Origin of the sequence: Polynucleobacter sp. 73C-SIWE (assembly GCF_018882465.1) — a bacterium.
Taxonomy (GTDB): domain Bacteria; phylum Pseudomonadota; class Gammaproteobacteria; order Burkholderiales; family Burkholderiaceae; genus Polynucleobacter.
In genome coordinates, this window is sequence record NZ_JACVOK010000001.1 from 82,817 (window position 1) to 100,415 (window position 17,599).

Below are 17,599 nucleotides of genomic sequence, written 5' to 3' on the forward strand. Positions count from 1 at the left end.
GCTTAAGCCTGTGGATAGCGACTGAAATACTCTTTCAACAAATCCTCAACCTTGGGAACATGCTCCGGAATTGGTCTAACCACTCTCGTAATATTGAGGTAGTGGCGATAGTTCATATTCTCTGAGAAATTATTCTTACCCCATGTTCCACAACCCATAGATAAAGAAAACGGTAGACCATTCTCAAAGCTACCACCAGTAGCAATCGCATGAGCCTGGTTCACAATAATTCTGGCGACTGGCAATTGCTGCGCAAGGGCAGCAGCTCTTGATTCTAGGATTTCACCACTCTGCGCAGTATGCAAGCCAACGGAATGTCCAGCTCCTTGATAAGCATATACATTGGCAATCAACTCCTTAGCAGCCTCAAAGTCCGCAGCCTTCCAAATTGTCAGGACTGGGCTTAATTTCTCACCAGAAAAAGGGACCGATAGCCCAAATCCTTGCTCTTCAACCATAAAGAATTTAGTTGATTTTGCCTTTGGATTTTGTAATTGCGCACGCTCAGCAATCACAGCTGGGCTCTGAGCGGTCAATGTTGAAGTGAGTTTACCATTGTGAAACATCACATTCTCAAGACGCTTCTTATCTGCAGCATCTAGCATCAAGCCACCTGCCGCTTCAAGCGCACTAATAGCCTTGGCATAAACTTGAGAGCAAATTACTGCCCCATTTTCACTAGAGCAACTAGTAGCGTTATCAAACGTTTTAGACTGCAATATTTTATTAGCGGCACTAGTGAAATCGGCATGCTCATCAATAATGACTAGAACATTACCAGCTCCAACACCAAAGGCAGGAGTGCCGCAGGTATAAGCAGCCCGAATATTTGCTTGCGATCCCGTCGCCACAACGAGATCTGCCAGACGCATTAATTCATTAGTGGAATCTTTGGTAATCGGTGATGGCAGCATCTGCACTAAATCTCTCGGCGCTTTGACTAGATCTAATTGTTGATGCACAAACTCCAGCAAACGTGCGCAAGTCGAATAACCTTTAGGCGATGGTGCGACTACTACTGCATTACGGCACTTTAAAGCATTTAAGATCTTATTAATGGGTGTGGCGCCAGGGTTCGTTGATGGCGTAATCGCCGCAACTATGCCTACAGGCCTTGCGTACTCAGTCAAGCCGGTCTTTAAATCTTCAGAAATAACGCCTACTGTTTTGGCATAACTTAAGTCACGCACCAAGCCTAAGGTTTTTCTGAAGTTCTTTTTGAACTTGTCTGCTACATCTCCTAAGCCAGTATCTTGAACGGCAAGCTCTGCCAACTCTTGATTTCGACTTGGCTCAAGAATCGACCAGGCAACCGCCTCAACTACCAAGTTCACCTGAGCTTGCGTGTAGCCCTCAAATATCTTTTGGGCTACACGTCCACGTTCAACAATTACTTCTACTGGCGTCATCATCAATACTCTTATGTTTTTTATTTACTGCAATTCTCAAGCTTACTCAGCTTTAATCGCCGCATCCTTGGTTACTTTTTTCCACTTAACCAATTCAGTTTTAACGATTGCACCCAATTGCGCAGGGGTGCTACCAACTGCCTCGGCACCTTGAGCAATGAGCTTATCTTTTACTGCTGGCTCGGCCAACACCTTTACTGTGGCTTTGTATAAGACGTCAATGATTGGTTGTGGTGTTTTAGCCGGAACAAACATGGCATACCAAGAATCCACTTCATAATCTTTAAAACCTAACTCAGCCATAGTTGGTACATCTGGAAAAACCGGGGAGCGTTTCACAGTGGACACTGCCAATGCACGCAGCTTGCCCGCCTTGACATAGTTAGCCGCAGCAGGAATAGAAACCCAAAGAAGCGGCACTTGACCAGCCATAACATCAGTGACAGCAGGCCCACCCCCGCGATAAGGAATATGCATCATCGAAACACCGGCTGATCCAGCCATCATGGCGCCAGCCAAATGACCAGGCGATCCATTGCCTACTGAAGCATATGCAATGGAATCTGGTTTTGCCTTCGCCATATCAATTACTTCCTTGACAGACTTGGCAGGAAAATCTGGATTGGCTACTAAGATTTGCGGCAAAGATGCAACCAAAGATACCGGTAAAAAATCCTTCTCAGTATCAAAAGCAAGCTTTGGATAAATTGCAGGATTAATAGTGTGAGATGAAAGGGTAAATAAAACGGTGTAACCATCTGATGGCGCCTTGGCTGCAATGTCCGTTCCAATGGAACCTCCAGCGCCGCCGCGATTGTCAATAATGACCTGCTGACCAAGGGCCTGACTTAATGGCTCCTGCACAATACGTGCGATCACATCAGTACCGCCACCCGGTGGGTAGGGAACAATAAATTTAATGGGCTTATTGGGCCATGACTGTGCTTGAGCAAATTGCCCCCAGCCAAGCGATCCCATAAAGGCAATGGTTGTTGACAGAACAGCAACTAATAGATTGCTTCTACGCATACCCAATCTCCTGTTTTAGAACTACTGTTTAGACTGATATTAGCTCTTATTGGCTATTCTAGTCAGCATAAATGATCTTATTAAACGGAACAAGTTGTTTCGTATAAGTAAAAATACTAACATTTTCCCTGGAAAATTCAACCTTGTTCTATTAGAATGAACAAAATGAAACATTTCATGAGATTTAAGACCCATGCTTGAACTAGACAACATCGAACAGCCAGATATCGCTAAAAGAGATAGTTCTAGCGAAAACTCTTCCATGCTCAAAGGCGTGGTGATTTTGGAGGCCCTGGCAGCGTTGCAGCAACCTGCCACCCTAGCCCAACTCATGCAAATTACCGGAATGCCAAAAGCATCTTTACATAGAACATTAGCTATTTTTGAAGAGGCTGGTTTAGTGGCAAGAGAGCCCGGAGGGCGAACTTATTCACCAGGTGAGCGACTGTCTCATCTAGCAATGTCTACCCTGACACATGACAGCGTTTCCGCTATTCGTCATACCATCCTGCGTGGCTTAGTGGCTGATCTGGGCGAAACCTGTAACCTAGCTGTATTGAGACGTGGCGAACTGTTTTATTTAGATAGAGTCGAGGCTGACTGGGCCTTGCGTCTTCACCTGCCACCAGGCACAGTACTGCCCCCACACTGCAGCGCCAGCGGAAAGCTACTACTCGCATACAAGCCCGCAGATGAGCGCTCCAAGATTTTAGAAAATCTTCCACTTCAACAATTTACCCACAGAACCATTACTGATCGCCATCTACTGGAATCGGAGATGGAGAGAATTGTGAGCACTGGTTATGCGGTAGATAACGAAGAGTATGTATTGGGAGTTTCTTGTGTAGCAGTGCCAGTCAGAGACTCATTAGGTGAGATAGTAGCTGCGATAGCAGTTCATGCAGCAACAGCAAGACTTCCTTTGAATCAGGCAATGGAACATATTCCCAAGCTTAAAGAAGCTTCTGAGCGTATTTCCCAAACCCTCTCCTAATTAGCGCAGCATTAGAGTCACCTCAGGACAAACCTAAACGTGAAATATCCGCTCTTAGAAAAAATGATTGAGGAAGCTAAGAGCGATCTACCGCTTGGGGTGGTCTACCCTCTAAGTGCGCCAGCACTAGAAACTGTTTTTGATCTCATTAAAAGACAATTATGTACTCCAATCCTGATAGGCCCGAAAAAAGAAATCGAAGAACTTGCAGCCATTGAAGAACTCTCTTTAGATGGTATACAGATTGTCGATACACCGAAAGATCCCATCTTAGCAACCAAGAAAGCAGTTGAGATGGTGAAAGAAGGAAAGCTAGCAGTTCTGATGAAGGGATCTCTTCATACTGAAGATCTGATGGGACCAATTGTGCACCGAGATGGATTACGCACTGATAAACGCGTCAGTCATCTTTTTTTATTTGAACTAGCTCGTTACCACAAGCTACTTGGCGTCACTGATGCCGTTATCAACATTGCGCCAAATGCTCAACTCAAAAGAGAAATACTAGCCAACAGTTTGGATGCCCTAAAAAGGTTAAGTATTAGTAATGTCAAAGTGGCAATTATCGCTGCTACCGAAGTAATCAACCCAGCCATGTCCTCCACCACTGATGCAAAAGAGATCGTTGATGAGCATATTGCCCATCCGATTTTTCCGGATACGATTATTGAAGGTCCATTTGGATTTGATAATGCAATTTCAGCACAGTCAGCAAGAACTAAAGGGATTTATTCAAAGGTCGCTGGGGATCCCGATCTTTTGTTGATGCCAGATTTACAAGTTGGGAATATTCTGTATAAATCCTTTGTCTATATGGCTGGGGCGGAATGCGCAGGAACCATTCTTGGCGCACAAGTTCCAATCACACTGACATCCAGGTCTGATTCTGTTTTTTCTAGAGTGGCATCTACAGCGATGGCCATTCTGCTTGCTAAAAACCCTCAATAGTTGAGAAGCCTATGTTCAAAATATTTTCTAGCGACCCCGTGCATGACCCAATTAACAAGCAAGCACCAGCAACGGAGATCAAAAAAACTACCTGCTATATGTGCGCCTGTCGTTGCGGAATTAGAGCGCATCTACGAGATGGAAAATTAGTTTATATCGATGGCAATCCTGAGCACCCTTTAAATCAAGGCGTTATCTGTGCTAAGGGCGCCTCAGGAATCATGAAACAGAATTCTCCTGCACGCATCACGCAGCCGCTACTTCGTAAGGCTGGCAGCGAAAGAGGTGATGGTGAGTTTGAACCAATTAGCTGGGAAAAAGCATTTGATATTCTGACTGAGCGTCTTGCCAAAATTCGCACCACTGATCCCAAGAAATTTGCCCTCTTTACTGGTCGCGACCAGATGCAAGCTCTTACCGGTTTATTTGCAAGGCAGTTTGGCACGCCGAACTATGCTGCTCATGGAGGCTTCTGCTCTGTCAATATGGCGGCCGGCATGATCTATACGATTGGCGGAAGCTTCTGGGAGTTTGGCGGCCCAGATTTAGATCAAGCGAAATTGTTTGTCATGATTGGAACGGCAGAAGATCATCACAGCAACCCAATGAAGATTGCTTTATCGAAATTCAAACGGGCTGGTGGTCGCTTTATCTCAATCAACCCAGTGAGAACTGGATATTCTGCTATTGCCGATGAATGGATTCCGATCAAACCGGGTACTGATGGCGCTTTGTTTATGGCCTTGATGCATGAGCTTATTCGCCTTGAAAAATACGACGCCCCATTCTTAAAGCGCTTTAGTAACTCAGCGCAATTAGTGTGTATGGATTCGGGACCGGAAGAAGGTTTGTTTCTGTACGACCCTGACTCTGATCCACTGAATACAGATTTACCGCATAACAAATATATCTGGGATGAAAAATCCCAAAGTGCGAAACCCTGCTTTGCACCAGGAAGCTCACCTACCCTGCTTGGTGAATATGTGATGGGCCCAGGCCCACATCAAGGTAAAAAAGTTGCTCCTGCATTTGAATTACTAAAAAGACAAGTCTGCGAAACTACTCCAGAGTGGGCTGCTGCCATTACCAGTATTCCAGCAGAACGGATTCGTAAGCTTGCCCTTGAAATGGCAGACACTGCATTCGGTCAAGAGTTTAAGTTACCTATTCAATGGACTGATTCTTGGGGTGAAAAGCATGACTCTGTAACTGGTAGGCCAGTTGCTTTCCATGCCATGCGCGGCTTATCTGCTCACTCCAATGGATTCCAGACAACTAGAGGTCTAGCGGTACTGATGTCACTCTTAGGAACCATTGATCGTCCGGGTGGTTTTAGACACAAAGCTCCCTACCCAAGACAGGTGCCGCCCAATGCGAAACCGCCTTCTTCTGAAAATGATATCAAGCCAAACACCCCGCTGGCTAAACCTCCGCTGGGATGGCCAACACAGCCAGAAGATTTAGCGTTGGACTCTGATGGCAAACCACTGCGTATTGATAAAGCATATTCCTGGGAGCATCCCTTAGCTGCGCACGGTTTAATGCATAACGTGATTACTAACGCTGTTAAAGGTGATCCGTATTCCATTGATACGCTGATGATCTTCATGGCTAATATGTCCTGGAATTCCACCATGAATACCATGGAGGTTCGCGAACATCTCAATGCAAAAGGTGATGATGGCGAATTTAAGATTCCATTCCTCGTTGTGTGCGATGCATTCCAATCAGAGATGGTGGATTTTGCAGACCTAGTACTACCTGACACCACCTACCTTGAGCGCCATGATGTGATGAGCATGCTAGATAGACCAATCTCTGAATTTGATGGTCCTGTTGATTCTGTTCGCATTCCCGTTCTCGAACCCCTAGGCGAGTGCAAACCATTTCAGGAAGTACTGATTGAGCTGGCTTCTCGCTTAAAGTTTCCTGCATTCACTACCCCAGAGGGGGATCGCAAGTTTAAAGATTACCCAGACTTTATTACCCGCTTCCAAACCACTCCTGACTCAGGTATTGGCTTCTTAAGTGGTTGGCGTGGCAAAGATGGTGATAAACCACTACGCGGTGAACCTAATCCAAACCAGTGGCAAAAATATGCTGAGAATAATTGCGTTCACCAATATCACATGCCTCCCGAGCATCAATATATGCGTAACTGGAACAAGGGCTATTTAGACTTCTCAAAGGAGAACGCCCTACGCCAAAAGAACGATCCAATCATGATTGCGATTTACTCGGATATCCTGCAGCGCTTTAGATTGGCATCCACCGGAAAACGTCCAGGCGCACAACCTCCAGAGCATCTGAAGGCGCGTATCTATAAATACTTTGATCCACTACCTTTCTGGTATCCACCACTTGAAGATGAGGCTACTGATCTCACGAAATTTACCCTCAATGCCATTACCCAACGTCCAATGGCAATGTACCACTCATGGGACTCACAAAACGCCTGGTTAAGACAAATCCATAGTCATAACTATTTGTACGTCAACACCGCTACTGCACTCAAGAGTGGTATCGCTGATGGCGCCTGGATGTGGATTGAGTCTCAATGGGGGAAAGTTCGCTGCATGGCAAGACATTCCGAGGCAGTTGACCCAGGAACAGTATGGACCTGGAATGCGATTGGTAAAGCAGAATCCGCTTGGAGCTTGAGCAACGATGCAGATGAATCTAAAAAAGGATTTCTGCTAAACCACCTGATCTCAGAAGAGCTTCCATTGGGAGGCTTTACTGTAAGCAATTCCGATCCGATTACTGGACAGGCTGGATGGTATGACGTCCGTGTGCGACTGGCTCCAGCCGATGAAAATGAACCAAAAGAAACTTGGCCACAAGTAAAAGCATTTGAAGTCCCCGGAATGGCTCTCAAAAAATCGGGAGAGACAAAATGAGTAAAAAAAATAAACAGCTAGCTCTCGTTATTGACCTGAATGTATGCGTGGGATGCCATGCTTGCGTTACTTCTTGCAAGGAGTGGAATACTTCTGGCTCAGCAGGCCCTTTGACTGATCTGAATGCCTATGGCGCCAGTCCAAGTGGAACCTTCTTCAATCGAGTACAAACTTTCGAAGCAGGCACTTTCCCCAACACACAAACAGTTCACTTTCCAAAGTCCTGTCTACATTGCGAAGAGCCTCCTTGCGTTCCGGTTTGCCCGACAGGTGCAAGCTATAAACGCAAAGAGGATGGCATTGTTCTGGTGGACTATGAGAAATGTATCGGCTGCAGCTATTGCTCTTGGGCCTGCCCTTACGGCGCTCGCGAGCTCGATGAAGAGCGTCAAGTGATGACCAAGTGCACTCTCTGCGTAGATCGAATCTATAGCGAGACTTTGCCAGAGGCTGAGAAGAAGCCTGCCTGCGTTCTAGCCTGCCCTACTAGCGCACGTATTTTTGGCGATGTCCATGATCCAGAATCTGACGCCAGTAAAGCGATCGAGGAGCGCTCCGGCTATGCACTCATGCCTGAATGGGAAACCCAACCAGCCAATCATTATTTACCGCGTTCCATTATGGAAACAATTGATGCAGCAAGGAATGACAAATAATGCGTCCACAATTTTCAATTATTTTCTTTACTACCTTGGTCGGAATGGCTCAAGGCCTGCTATTTTTTATAGCGCTAGCAAACTTGCATAATCAATCTATTCCCAATGCATTTCTCACCAATCTAGCTCTACCAGTTGCTTTTGCTATCCTAGCTTTAAGTCTGATTGCCTCATTCTTTCACCTGGGCCACCCTGAGAGAGCATGGCGCGCTGCCATGATGTGGAGAACTTCTTGGCTATCAAGAGAGGTGATCGCCCTACCGGCAGTCATGGCTGTAACGGTGGTAATTTTCCTTTATGCAGGCTTTGGCGAAGTACCACAGTGGCTATGGATTGTCCTGCTATTTACTACGATAGTCCTTTGGGTATGTACCGCCAAAATCTATCAATGTATTCGCTTCATTCAAGAGTGGTCGCATCCTTCCACCTTAACTAACTTTATTCTGCTGGGCGCAACTTCTGGCTGGATTTTGTTAGAACTACTAATTGCGCTATGGGGCGATACCTCAGCGCAATTGATTGATGCCCCACTCTCTGTCATTGCTTTTGTATTGTTGTTTCTATCGTTGAGTCTGAAGCTTTGGATTTGGAGCCGCAATCGTAAGCTGAAGCCAAAATCGAACCTGGCGACGGCGACTGGAATTAAGGGTAATAATATTCGCCAAACTTCGATGGGACTCATGGGTGGCAGTTTTAACACTCGCGAATTCTTTCATCATCAAACAGATAAAGTGATTGCCAATATACGCAAGATTATTTTGCTTTGTGCCTATGTCATCCCCATGATCTTGATGGCCTATGCGATCACCTCACCTAATTTCTTAGTGATTACATTGGCATTGCTCATTAACTACCTGGGCTTACTTGCCGAAAGATGGATGTTTTTTGCAGAAGCAAATCATCCCCAAAATTTGTACTATCAAAGAGTCTCTTAAGCACAACCGATGCTCATGGATCAATTTGCCGAACAGCTCATCAATGGCAGAACCCATGTATCTCCTAAAAGACTAGGTAGTCCTGGGCCCAGTACATCCCAAAAAGAGACTATTCTCTTGGCGGCTAATGCGGCCCCTGATCACGGCAGAATGGTGCCATGGCGATTCATTGAGATTCAAGAGGGTAGTCGTTCTGCACTTGGGGAGGTCTTCCGTCAGTGTCTATTAGACCGAGATCAAGCAGCTACTCCAACACAACAACAAGAGGCGCTTGATAAAGCTTCTCGAGGCCCACTGCTCTTGCTAGCCATAGCAAATTACAAAGAAAGTAATGAAGATATCAGCAAGCAAGAAAAGCTGATATCTCTTGGATGCGCTATTCAAAATATTCTATTGAGCGCTTACGCTTTTGGATTTGGCTCCGGATTATCCAGTGGCCGAGCTCTACAAAGTGACCGAGTTAGATCACTATTTAAACTTACAAATGACGAAGAACCAATCTGCTTTATTACGATTGGCACTGTATTAAAAAATAAGCCTGGTCGAATCCGGCCAGGCTTATCTGAATACCACTCCATTTTTTAAGAACTCCAGAGTACTTCGACTGTTTGGTTCTTAGTATCAATTCGCAATCTTGCTCCGCTAGCAATAGCCTGTGTAATATCACAATCAAAACCACTTAACATGGGGATGCCAGCATGGGCTGCGCCCTGAGCTAAGATTGGATTTACAGCATTGAAAATAATCGCTGATGGGCAAAGATCTCTAGACTTCATTTCATAAAGCATCCAGGCGCTTGCTACGCCACCTTTAGCGGCATCTAGCACCAAAATTTTATCTTTATAGGACTGGCCAAATAGTTTATGAGCAGGTCGTGAAAATACCCCCTTCAGACGATCTAAATCGTAACGAGCTGAAAATCCATCAGATGCACTGAGGCACTCACCTTCGATACTCTGACCTTGAGCGTGTTTCGCTTTATATATTTTTCCACTCACTTTAATCTCCCGGTTACGGCAGCTTGCACACAATCTTCCATCGATGCCAACATTGGTGTATAGCCATAGCCGCCCAAAATATTAACTATCTTTGCGCTATTCGTTGCCAACACCTTCCATCCATTTGTCTCGGCAATTTCTCTGGCGTAAGACTGATAGAAGCACATGCCAGAAAATACTGTTCCACCAGCATTCTCAATCATTTCGGTATAGCCCATACGATCAGAGTCAGGCTTTACCTGAGGACTGGTCATAGCAAGTAAAGGCTTGATAAATTTCTTGCCATTACATAACTCAGCAATACTCTTCATTTCCATCAAACTTAATTGCGGAGCTGAAAATACAACTACATCAATCTCCTCTGCAATCCTGTATGAATTTTGCAGCCCCATTACCTCTTCTTTAGTAATGAGAGCCTCTGGGAGATGTAAATATTCCAGATCGCGCGAGCGCAAGGCTTCAGGAGTCACGCCAAGTACATGAAATAAGGCTGTAGAACCAAAGCTAGCCATAGCTGCGCCAAAATGCTTCATGGCATCGGATCCAGGATGACCTTCAATCCCTTCAAGTACAGGCACTGACCAATAGTTACCTGATTTTTTACCAATCAATCCACCCAGTGCGCCCCATTCATTTAAAGTCTGAGGGGTCCATGAAGTTTTGAAACGATGAGTTGGCTTGCGATGCTCATCTAGGTGATAGCCATAACGCGGAGTTCTGCCGGTAAGACCTGCTGCTAATGCCGAAGGGCCACCCTCAAAATTGGAGCGCGCACCACAAACGCTATTTGAGTAGATCACAACACCTGTATCGCCAAATGCTAAATGCTCACCATAAACTGGAGCCATAATTGTTTGGTAGTTAATACAGGTATCCGTCATTGATACCCCCATTTTTACAAAAGCATCGATCGCCCGTCTCTCCAACTCAAGCATTTTTTCAGTTTGACCCAATTGCTTTGCTTTAGTGAAATCGGTACCTCTTGGATCGGTGATGGTTGGAATGCGAACCATTCGATCTGCAGTGGAATATTTTGCAAGGCCCTCTAACCACTCAACACCAGCCTCACCCAAACTCTCGGTATCAGCCATGATGTGAGCCTGAGATACAGGAACTAAGTCATTGGCTCCAAAAAATTCACCGACCTTAATTTGATGTTGAATTGCTATCTGCCTTACTGGACCAAACTCACCAGCAAGCATTGCCTTTTCTTCTGCATTCAGTTTCATTTGTTTTCTTATTTACTATTAATCAACAGTAGCGCCAGAATCACGAACTACTCTAGCCCACTTAGCAATCTCACTAGTTTGGAAGTTGGCTAAGCTTTCCTTAAAGTCAGTATTTGGTTGAACACCTAAATTACCCAGGCGCTCCTTGAATGCGGCTGATTGTGCAATCTTCTCAGTATCAGCTCTCAGTTTTTTTGTAATTGGCTCTGGTAATTTAGCCGGAGCAAATAAAGCCCACCATGCAGTTGATTCAAATTGCGGATAACCCAACTCAGCTACAGTAGGCGTATTTGGCAACAAAGGTGAACGGGTTTTACTCGTCACTGCCAAGGCACGCAACTTGCCTGAGGTGATATGCGGCAATACAGACTGAATTGGATCAAACATCAATGGGATTTGATTACCAATGAGGTCAGTTACAGCAGGAGCGCTTCCTTTATAGGGAATATGCTTCAATTTAATCTGGGTAGTAGATTCAAATAGCGCTGCAGTTAAATGTCCTGGAGTTCCATTTCCAGCAGTTCCATAGGCAATTGTCTCGGGCTTTGATCGAGCCTCTGCAATCAATTCAGCAAGCGTCTTAATACGATCACTCGAATTCACCACAATCACTACAGGAGCGGTCGCCACTAAAGCGATAGGCGTGAAATCTCTTGTCATGTCATACGGCAACTGTTTGTAAAGGCTGCCATTAATTGCATTTGTACCGACAGTGCCCATGAACAAGGTATAACCATCGGGAGCAGACTTAGCAACGAGATCCGCACCAATTGACCCACCAGCTCCGCCCTTATTCTCAATCACTACTTGTTCCTTAAGACTTTCACCAAGCAATAAGGCTAGTGGTCGAGCAACAATATCAGTTGGACCTCCCGGAGGAAATGGCACGATTAAGCGAATCGGCTTAATCGGATAGGCCTGCGCCATTACATTACTTGAAAGCAAAACTAATCCAAAACATACCAAGAAACATTTACAAACTTTTATTATTAGGTTATTCATCAGTCTGACCCTAGAAAAGTATGGATAGAAATAGTCTAGCGCAAAAGAAAAAGTCCAGTTAAACCGGACTCTCTCTTTATGCTCATAACGTCTTATACGTAATCTTTGTATTTATCCAGGAAACGTACTGGCTTAGATAAGGCATCGCGGCGGAATGGATCGCCCAGTTCACGAGTACACATAATCTCGATGACACAAGTCTTACCTTCCTTCATCTGCATATCAACTGCCTTCTTGAGGGCTGGACCAACCTGATCAAGTTGATCCACTATGATGCCTTCAGCGCCCATGGATTTCGCAATACCCGCAAAACTTGGGCTATCCAGCTCGCCCGCTACAAAACGGCGATTATAGAAATCTACCTGGTTCTTTTTCTCAGCGCCCCACTGACGATTATGGAAAACAATCGCAGTAACTGGGATATCGTGTCGCACAGCAGTCAAAATCTCCACCATACTCATTGCCCATGCACCATCTCCGGCATAAGCAATTGCGGGACGATCAGGCGCCGCTGCTTTGGCCCCAATAATAGTTGGTAATGCATAACCACAGTTACCGAAACTCATTGGAGCAAAGAAGCTACGTGGTTTTTCAAAGCGCAGATAGCTATTGGCAACGGAGTTGATATTACCAATATCAGTGGACACCATTACGTCAGCAGGCATTGCTTTTTCAAGCTCGCGTAAAACTTGACGTGGGTGCAAGTAATGACCTCCTGTTGGAGTCACCTCTTTTTTCTGCTCTTCAATCATGTCTAAGCTGAATGGGTCTTTTTCATGAGTCCAATCATCTAACTCTTTTTCCCATGCTGCTTTTTCTGCTGCAATCGTTTTTGCACGTTCAGCCTTGCTTGCATCACAGGCTAAGGTCTTACCTTCCAGACGCTTGGTTAATGCAACTGCAGCAGCCTTAGCATCACCACAAATTCCTACAGAAATTTTCTTCACTAAGCCGAGCATCTTGTTGTCGGCATCGATTTGAATAATCTTTGCATTTTTAGGCCAGTAGTCCATACCGTGTTGTGGCAATGTACCAAATGGCCCAAGGCGTGAACCAAGTGCAACCACCACGTCTGCCTGCGAGATCAGCTTCATCGCAGCTTTAGAACCCTGATAACCGAGAGGGCCGCACCACAGTGGGTGGCTTGCCGGGAAAGAATCATTGTGTAGATAGCTATTCACTACTGGAGCACCAAGGCGCTCAGCAAATGCCTTGCACTCTTCAACGGCATCACCCATTACTACGCCGCCACCAGAAATAATGACTGGGAACTTAGCGTTAGCCAAGAGCTCAGCTGCCTCATCTAAACTCTTTTCACCACCAGGACCACGATCGAGGCGATTCGGCTGCGGAATCTCTACTTCAATTTCACCATAGAAATAATCACGCGGGATATTGAGTTGGGTTGGGCCCATTTCAGATAGAGCGCGATCAAAACAGCGGCCAGTAAATTCAGCCATGCGCTTAGGATTATTTACATGGCCCTGATATTTTGTGAACTCTTCGAACATTGGCAGTTGATTGGCTTCTTGGAACCCGCCTAAGCCCATGCCCATTGTTCCTGTTTCAGGTGTGATGATCACTACTGGGCTGTGTGCCCAATAAGCAGCCGCAATTGCTGTAACGCAGTTGCTAATGCCGGGACCATTTTGTCCAATCACAACACCATGATTACCACTAACGCGAGCATAGCCATCAGCCATATGCGCCGCACCTTGTTCATGAACAACAGGGATCAAACGAATACCTGCTGGAGCAAAAATATCCATCGCATCCATAAATGCAGAGCCCATGATTCCAAATATATCCTTCACCTTATTGGCGACCATCGTCTCCACAAATGCTTCAGAAGGGGTCATTTTTTGCGGGCCGGTAGGTAAATTAGCGCCAGACTTAGACATAAAGCTCTCCTAGGTATTCAATTAAACGGAACATTTTGTTCTACAATATTAATAATAATCGCGTATTTTTGGTAAAGTCAAGCATATAAACCCCAATATGGAATATATTTGACAACGTATTAAGACTTTTAAAGGCAAGGAAATGGCTGAAAGCACTTCTTCAATTGATTTAATGGGTTTACAGCCTGAAAAGCAGGTTTCCTTACATGCGGCCTTTCCGGAATGTCGTGGCTTTGCAGATTTTGAGATCCCTGCGTTTATCGAAGCTACAGAGCTAGTGCCCACCATTGACCCAAGCTATCAATTGAATCCAGAGGCCACATTAGCGATTCTGGCGGGGTTTGCTTTCAATCGAAGAGTCATGCTGCAAGGCATGCATGGCACTGGCAAGTCAACCCACATAGAGCAAGTGGCTGCTCGCCTAAATTGGCCCTGCTTGCGTATTAATTTAGATGGCCAAATCACCCGGATGGATCTGATTGGCAAGGATGTAATTGCCTTAGAAGATGGCAAACAAATTACCCGCTTTCAAGAGGGGCTCATTCCATGGAGTTTGCAACGCCCTGTTGCACTCATCCTCGATGAATATGATGCAGGCCAGCCAGATGTAATGTTTGTTATTCAGAGAATGCTAGAGCGCGAAGGTCGCCTCACCCTACTCGATCAAAACAGAGTGATCAATCCCAATCCAGCCTTTCGAATCTTTGCTACCAGCAATACCGTTGGACTAGGCAACTGGAATGGTCTATATCAAGGCACACAATTACTAAATCACGGTCAAATGGATCGCTGGGATATCGTTGCAGCATTGAACTACCTAGAACCACAGGAAGAGCAAAAGATTTTGCTCGCCAAAGTACCCGAACTCTCTGATGCCCAGGCAATGGCAATGATTAGCCTTGCCAATCTCACTAGAAATGGTTTTGCTGCGGGTGATATTTCTACATTAATGTCCACTAGAACACTAATTACCTGGGGAGAAAACTGGCGCATCTTTAAAGACTTGCAGATTGCATTCTCGCTTGCATTTTTGAATAAATGTGAATCAGAGGAAAAAGCTTTGGTGGCCGAATACTACCAACGCTGCTTTGCTAGCGAGCTTGAAATCAGCAATAAATCAAACTAGCGCAATCAAGCTTATCTTGAAAACCCAAACCCATCAAGACTTCGAGCAACAACAGCAATATGGGGCAATGATTAGATCATTGTCTAGAGAAAAAAGTGCGCTGATTCGGGATTGGCAACTCTTTCACAATGCAGCACCGCTCGAGTCAATCGCTCCACACCTCAATCTTGAGAATCTAAAAGCATCCTGGGCTTATCCTCGAGGCATATTGGATGGTATTGGATTGCGTTTGCGTAATTCAGATGCGAGCTTACATGCTGCACTCGCCCCGGAAGGAATGATTGAATCTCTGATATTTGAGGTTCTAGAACAAATCCGCGTTGAAAGTAACTGTCCTGAGGAGCTCAAGGGATGCCGCCAAAATACTCAGACTCAATTTATAGCTTGGATACAGCAATTTATTGCTAGTGGTGGCGTTGAAGGAAGTATTGGCCTGCTACTAGCCACCATCTTCTCTACCGTGTGGATGAAACTCAACAGTCAACCAATGCCACAGCTAATGCAAGATATTGTGGAGGCTACGAGAGCCGGTATAGCAGAAAACATGGGCCCGCTTTTAGTCAAACTCAAAGCAAACCGCAATAATCAAGAAGCGTATGCGCAGGTAAGCTACGAGATCATTAAGCTAGTTTCTGGATTGATTGCTGATGAATATCGTAATAATCCGAGTATCCGCACTAAACGTAAAAATCAAAGCGCTACTCATCTCAAAATTGAATGGGTGCCCCCTCATGCCGGGAAAATTGCAACCGATTTTAAGAGTCCAGCAAATCACTTAAGTGAGCAGCGTTATCTACTGAAAAAATCACTAGAAAAATATCATATCTACAACTCTAGCTATGACACTGAAGACGAAGCAAAGGTAAAAATTCGGTCGGCGCAATTGGCGATCTATCAAGATGAGTTAAATCAAGAAATCGCGAAACAAAATATTCCTTGGGCTAAGCTCATTAGAATCTATCAGAAAATCTTTTCTAGCCAACTACCAAGACGCTGGCAAACCACTGAGGCAGAGGGATTGCTGGATCGTCGTTATCTTACGCGTGCTGCGACCTCCCCGCTCCAATCGCCTCTCTACAAGCAACTTGCAACAAACAGCAAAATCAATACTAGAATAACGCTTCTCATCGACTGCTCTGGATCCATGAAAGAGCAACGCGTCAAAATTGCAGTATGTGTAGATTCTTTGGTGAGAATATTGGAGCAAGCGGGCATTAAAACGGAGGTGCTTGGTTACAGCACCAGTTCATGGCAGGGTGGACGACCTTTTAAAGAGTGGCGTAAAAATGGGCAACCCCCAAACCCTGGTCGCCTCAATGAACGAGCTCATTGGATTTTTAAAGATTTCGACACCGGTTGGAGAAGATCCAGAGCTGGCATAGCAGCTTTATTACGTCCTGAAATTTATACAGAGAGTATTGATGGTGAGGCTCTCATTTGGGCGACTGAACGTTTACAAAATAGCAGTGATAATCGATATACCCACAAGACGCTGATTCTATTTTCTGATGGCTGCCCAATGGATCGGGCCACCATTGAAGCGAACGGGGAAGAATTTTTGAAGAATCATCTTTTACAAGCCATTGCTTGGTGTGAGCAACAGCCCAATCTTCAGCTATGGGGCTGCGGAATTGGGGAAGAATTAAGGTCATACTTTCCAAACCGCTTAAGCTGGGATCATGAAATACACAATCTCAGTGAAAACCTAATGAATTGGGCTAAAGAATTAAAGAACGTAAAGGCTAAGTAATTAGCTCATTGAAGTATTCATGATGAGAAGTATTAAGCGTAGAAATACGCCATTCAATCGGCTCATCTTGAATATCTAAGGCCACTCTACGTATATGAAGCACAGGTGACTCCGGCTTTAACTTTAACCAAGTAGACATTTGTCTGCCAGCCAACCCAGCCCGCAATCTTTCATTTGTTTTAACTACCGACTGACCGTACCGGACTTGATAAAGCTGATAAATACTGCCTTCTCGCTTGTCAAAATCAGGACGGGTAAGATTCTTAAAACGCCTCTTATCTAAAGTGATGTGATCAATCATTACGCATTCATCCTCTAAATAGAGGCGAGTAACAATTCGCCAAACGGGGGCACCTTCTTTAAGGCTTAACTTAAGAGACTCTTCCTTGCTTGCTTGTGATGATCCAAAAGAGGCTGTTTCAACACGAGGATATGTTTTTTTATCAGCATCCCAACGGACTACATGGAAAAAATAATACAGTAGGCGTTTTGCATCATGTTCAGCTACATAGGTTCCCCTACCTTGACGGCGAACAACAATTCCTTCTGCAACTAACTCATCTACCGCTTTGCGCAGAGTTCCTATAGATACATCTAACTCTTTGGCTAGATCCTTCTCGGCAGGCAGGGCCTGCCCCATCGGATAACGCCCCCTGACCAGATCTGCAGTGATCTTTTGCTTAACTTCTTCATAAGCGGTCAGGGTTTTCATACTTTATTTC

At 45.1% G+C, this 17,599-nt stretch carries 15 protein-coding genes; 8 read left to right on the forward strand and 7 right to left on the reverse strand.

Going from position 1 to position 17,599, the window contains the following annotated elements; translation table 11 throughout:
* Positions 1-2: 2 nt before the first annotated feature.
* Together ICN17_RS00400 and ICN17_RS00405 are read right to left on the reverse strand one after the other, a co-directional pair.
* Positions 3-1,412 (reverse strand): aldehyde dehydrogenase family protein, encoded by a 1,410-nt coding sequence (locus ICN17_RS00400; RefSeq protein WP_216235583.1) that lies wholly within the window; start codon positions 1,410-1,412, stop codon positions 3-5.
* A gap of 39 nt (positions 1,413-1,451) precedes the next feature.
* Positions 1,452-2,438, reverse strand: a complete 987-nt coding sequence (locus ICN17_RS00405; RefSeq protein ID WP_216235585.1) for a tripartite tricarboxylate transporter substrate binding protein — start codon at positions 2,436-2,438, stop codon at positions 1,452-1,454.
* 193 nt (positions 2,439-2,631) lie between these two features.
* On the opposite strand from ICN17_RS00405, the gene ICN17_RS00410 reads away from it, so the two are divergent.
* The 6 genes from ICN17_RS00410 to ICN17_RS00435 are packed head-to-tail and all read left to right on the forward strand — an operon-like array spanning position 2,632 to position 9,456.
* On the forward strand, positions 2,632-3,432 hold the full coding sequence (locus tag ICN17_RS00410; protein WP_255538213.1) for an IclR family transcriptional regulator: 801 nt from the start codon (positions 2,632-2,634) through the stop codon (positions 3,430-3,432).
* 39 nt (positions 3,433-3,471) lie between these two features.
* Complete coding sequence (locus ICN17_RS00415; RefSeq protein WP_370625924.1) at positions 3,472-4,380, forward strand: bifunctional enoyl-CoA hydratase/phosphate acetyltransferase; 909 nt, start codon at positions 3,472-3,474, stop codon at positions 4,378-4,380.
* Between the two features lie 11 nt (positions 4,381-4,391).
* Entirely contained in the window at positions 4,392-7,280 is a 2,889-nt protein-coding gene (locus ICN17_RS00420; protein ID WP_216235587.1) for a molybdopterin oxidoreductase family protein, read from the forward strand.
* Positions 7,277-7,936, forward strand: coding sequence for a 4Fe-4S dicluster domain-containing protein (locus tag ICN17_RS00425; protein ID WP_216235588.1), 660 nt, complete (start codon positions 7,277-7,279; stop codon positions 7,934-7,936). Before ICN17_RS00420 ends, ICN17_RS00425 begins: the two co-directional genes overlap by 4 nt.
* Positions 7,936-8,871 carry a DmsC/YnfH family molybdoenzyme membrane anchor subunit gene (locus ICN17_RS00430; RefSeq protein WP_216235589.1) on the forward strand — a complete coding sequence of 312 codons (936 nt, stop codon included), beginning with the start codon at positions 7,936-7,938 and terminating at the stop codon, positions 8,869-8,871. Before ICN17_RS00425 ends, ICN17_RS00430 begins: the two co-directional genes overlap by 1 nt.
* A 15-nt stretch (positions 8,872-8,886) precedes the next feature.
* A complete protein-coding gene (locus tag ICN17_RS00435; protein ID WP_216235592.1) occupies positions 8,887-9,456 on the forward strand; it encodes a nitroreductase in 570 nt (189 codons plus the stop codon).
* Here the strand turns inward: ICN17_RS00435 and ICN17_RS00440 are convergent.
* The 4 genes from ICN17_RS00440 to xsc all read right to left on the reverse strand — a co-directional run bounded on the left by ICN17_RS00440 (position 9,453) and on the right by xsc (position 14,001).
* Complete coding sequence (locus ICN17_RS00440) at positions 9,453-9,869, reverse strand: aconitase X swivel domain-containing protein (protein ID WP_216235596.1); 417 nt, start codon at positions 9,867-9,869, stop codon at positions 9,453-9,455. The two genes, ICN17_RS00435 and ICN17_RS00440, sit on opposite strands and share 4 nt — an antisense overlap.
* Positions 9,866-11,098 (reverse strand): aconitase X catalytic domain-containing protein, encoded by a 1,233-nt coding sequence (locus ICN17_RS00445; RefSeq protein WP_216235598.1) that lies wholly within the window; start codon positions 11,096-11,098, stop codon positions 9,866-9,868. The genes ICN17_RS00440 and ICN17_RS00445 overlap by 4 nt, the downstream gene beginning before the upstream one ends.
* Before the next feature lie 18 nt (positions 11,099-11,116).
* Positions 11,117-12,100, reverse strand: a complete 984-nt coding sequence (locus tag ICN17_RS00450; RefSeq protein ID WP_216235599.1) for a tripartite tricarboxylate transporter substrate binding protein — start codon at positions 12,098-12,100, stop codon at positions 11,117-11,119.
* A 92-nt stretch (positions 12,101-12,192) separates the two neighbouring features.
* Positions 12,193-14,001, reverse strand: coding sequence for a sulfoacetaldehyde acetyltransferase (xsc, locus tag ICN17_RS00455; RefSeq protein ID WP_087909167.1), 1,809 nt, complete (start codon positions 13,999-14,001; stop codon positions 12,193-12,195).
* Between the two features lie 142 nt (positions 14,002-14,143).
* On the opposite strand from xsc, the gene ICN17_RS00460 reads away from it, so the two are divergent.
* Together ICN17_RS00460 and ICN17_RS00465 are read left to right on the forward strand one after the other, a co-directional pair.
* A complete protein-coding gene (locus ICN17_RS00460; RefSeq protein WP_255538216.1) occupies positions 14,144-15,127 on the forward strand; it encodes an AAA family ATPase in 984 nt (327 codons plus the stop codon).
* Between the two features lie 16 nt (positions 15,128-15,143).
* Positions 15,144-16,877 carry a hypothetical protein gene (locus ICN17_RS00465; protein ID WP_216235600.1) on the forward strand — a complete coding sequence of 578 codons (1,734 nt, stop codon included), beginning with the start codon at positions 15,144-15,146 and terminating at the stop codon, positions 16,875-16,877.
* Here ICN17_RS00465 and ICN17_RS00470 read toward each other — a convergent pair.
* A complete protein-coding gene (locus ICN17_RS00470; RefSeq protein WP_216235601.1) occupies positions 16,870-17,589 on the reverse strand; it encodes a GntR family transcriptional regulator in 720 nt (239 codons plus the stop codon). The two genes, ICN17_RS00465 and ICN17_RS00470, sit on opposite strands and share 8 nt — an antisense overlap.
* Positions 17,590-17,599 lie beyond the last annotated feature (10 nt).

Bases quoted from the DNA above. Each gene is read 5' to 3' on its own strand.
- ICN17_RS00400 (WP_216235583.1), bottom strand. From the start codon at position 1,412: ATGATGACGCCAGTAGAAGTAATTGTTGAACGTGGACGTGTAGCCCAA.
- ICN17_RS00405 (WP_216235585.1), bottom strand. From the start codon at position 2,438: ATGCGTAGAAGCAATCTATTAGTTGCTGTTCTGTCAACAACCATTGCC.
- ICN17_RS00410 (WP_255538213.1), top strand. From the start codon at position 2,632: ATGCTTGAACTAGACAACATCGAACAGCCAGATATCGCTAAAAGAGAT.
- ICN17_RS00420 (WP_216235587.1), top strand. From the start codon at position 4,392: ATGTTCAAAATATTTTCTAGCGACCCCGTGCATGACCCAATTAACAAG.
- ICN17_RS00425 (WP_216235588.1), top strand. From the start codon at position 7,277: ATGAGTAAAAAAAATAAACAGCTAGCTCTCGTTATTGACCTGAATGTA.
- ICN17_RS00430 (WP_216235589.1), top strand. From the start codon at position 7,936: ATGCGTCCACAATTTTCAATTATTTTCTTTACTACCTTGGTCGGAATG.
- ICN17_RS00435 (WP_216235592.1), top strand. From the start codon at position 8,887: ATGGATCAATTTGCCGAACAGCTCATCAATGGCAGAACCCATGTATCT.
- ICN17_RS00445 (WP_216235598.1), bottom strand. From the start codon at position 11,098: ATGAAACTGAATGCAGAAGAAAAGGCAATGCTTGCTGGTGAGTTTGGT.
- ICN17_RS00450 (WP_216235599.1), bottom strand. From the start codon at position 12,100: ATGAATAACCTAATAATAAAAGTTTGTAAATGTTTCTTGGTATGTTTT.
- xsc (WP_087909167.1), bottom strand. From the start codon at position 14,001: ATGTCTAAGTCTGGCGCTAATTTACCTACCGGCCCGCAAAAAATGACC.
- ICN17_RS00460 (WP_255538216.1), top strand. From the start codon at position 14,144: ATGGCTGAAAGCACTTCTTCAATTGATTTAATGGGTTTACAGCCTGAA.
- ICN17_RS00470 (WP_216235601.1), bottom strand. From the start codon at position 17,589: ATGAAAACCCTGACCGCTTATGAAGAAGTTAAGCAAAAGATCACTGCA.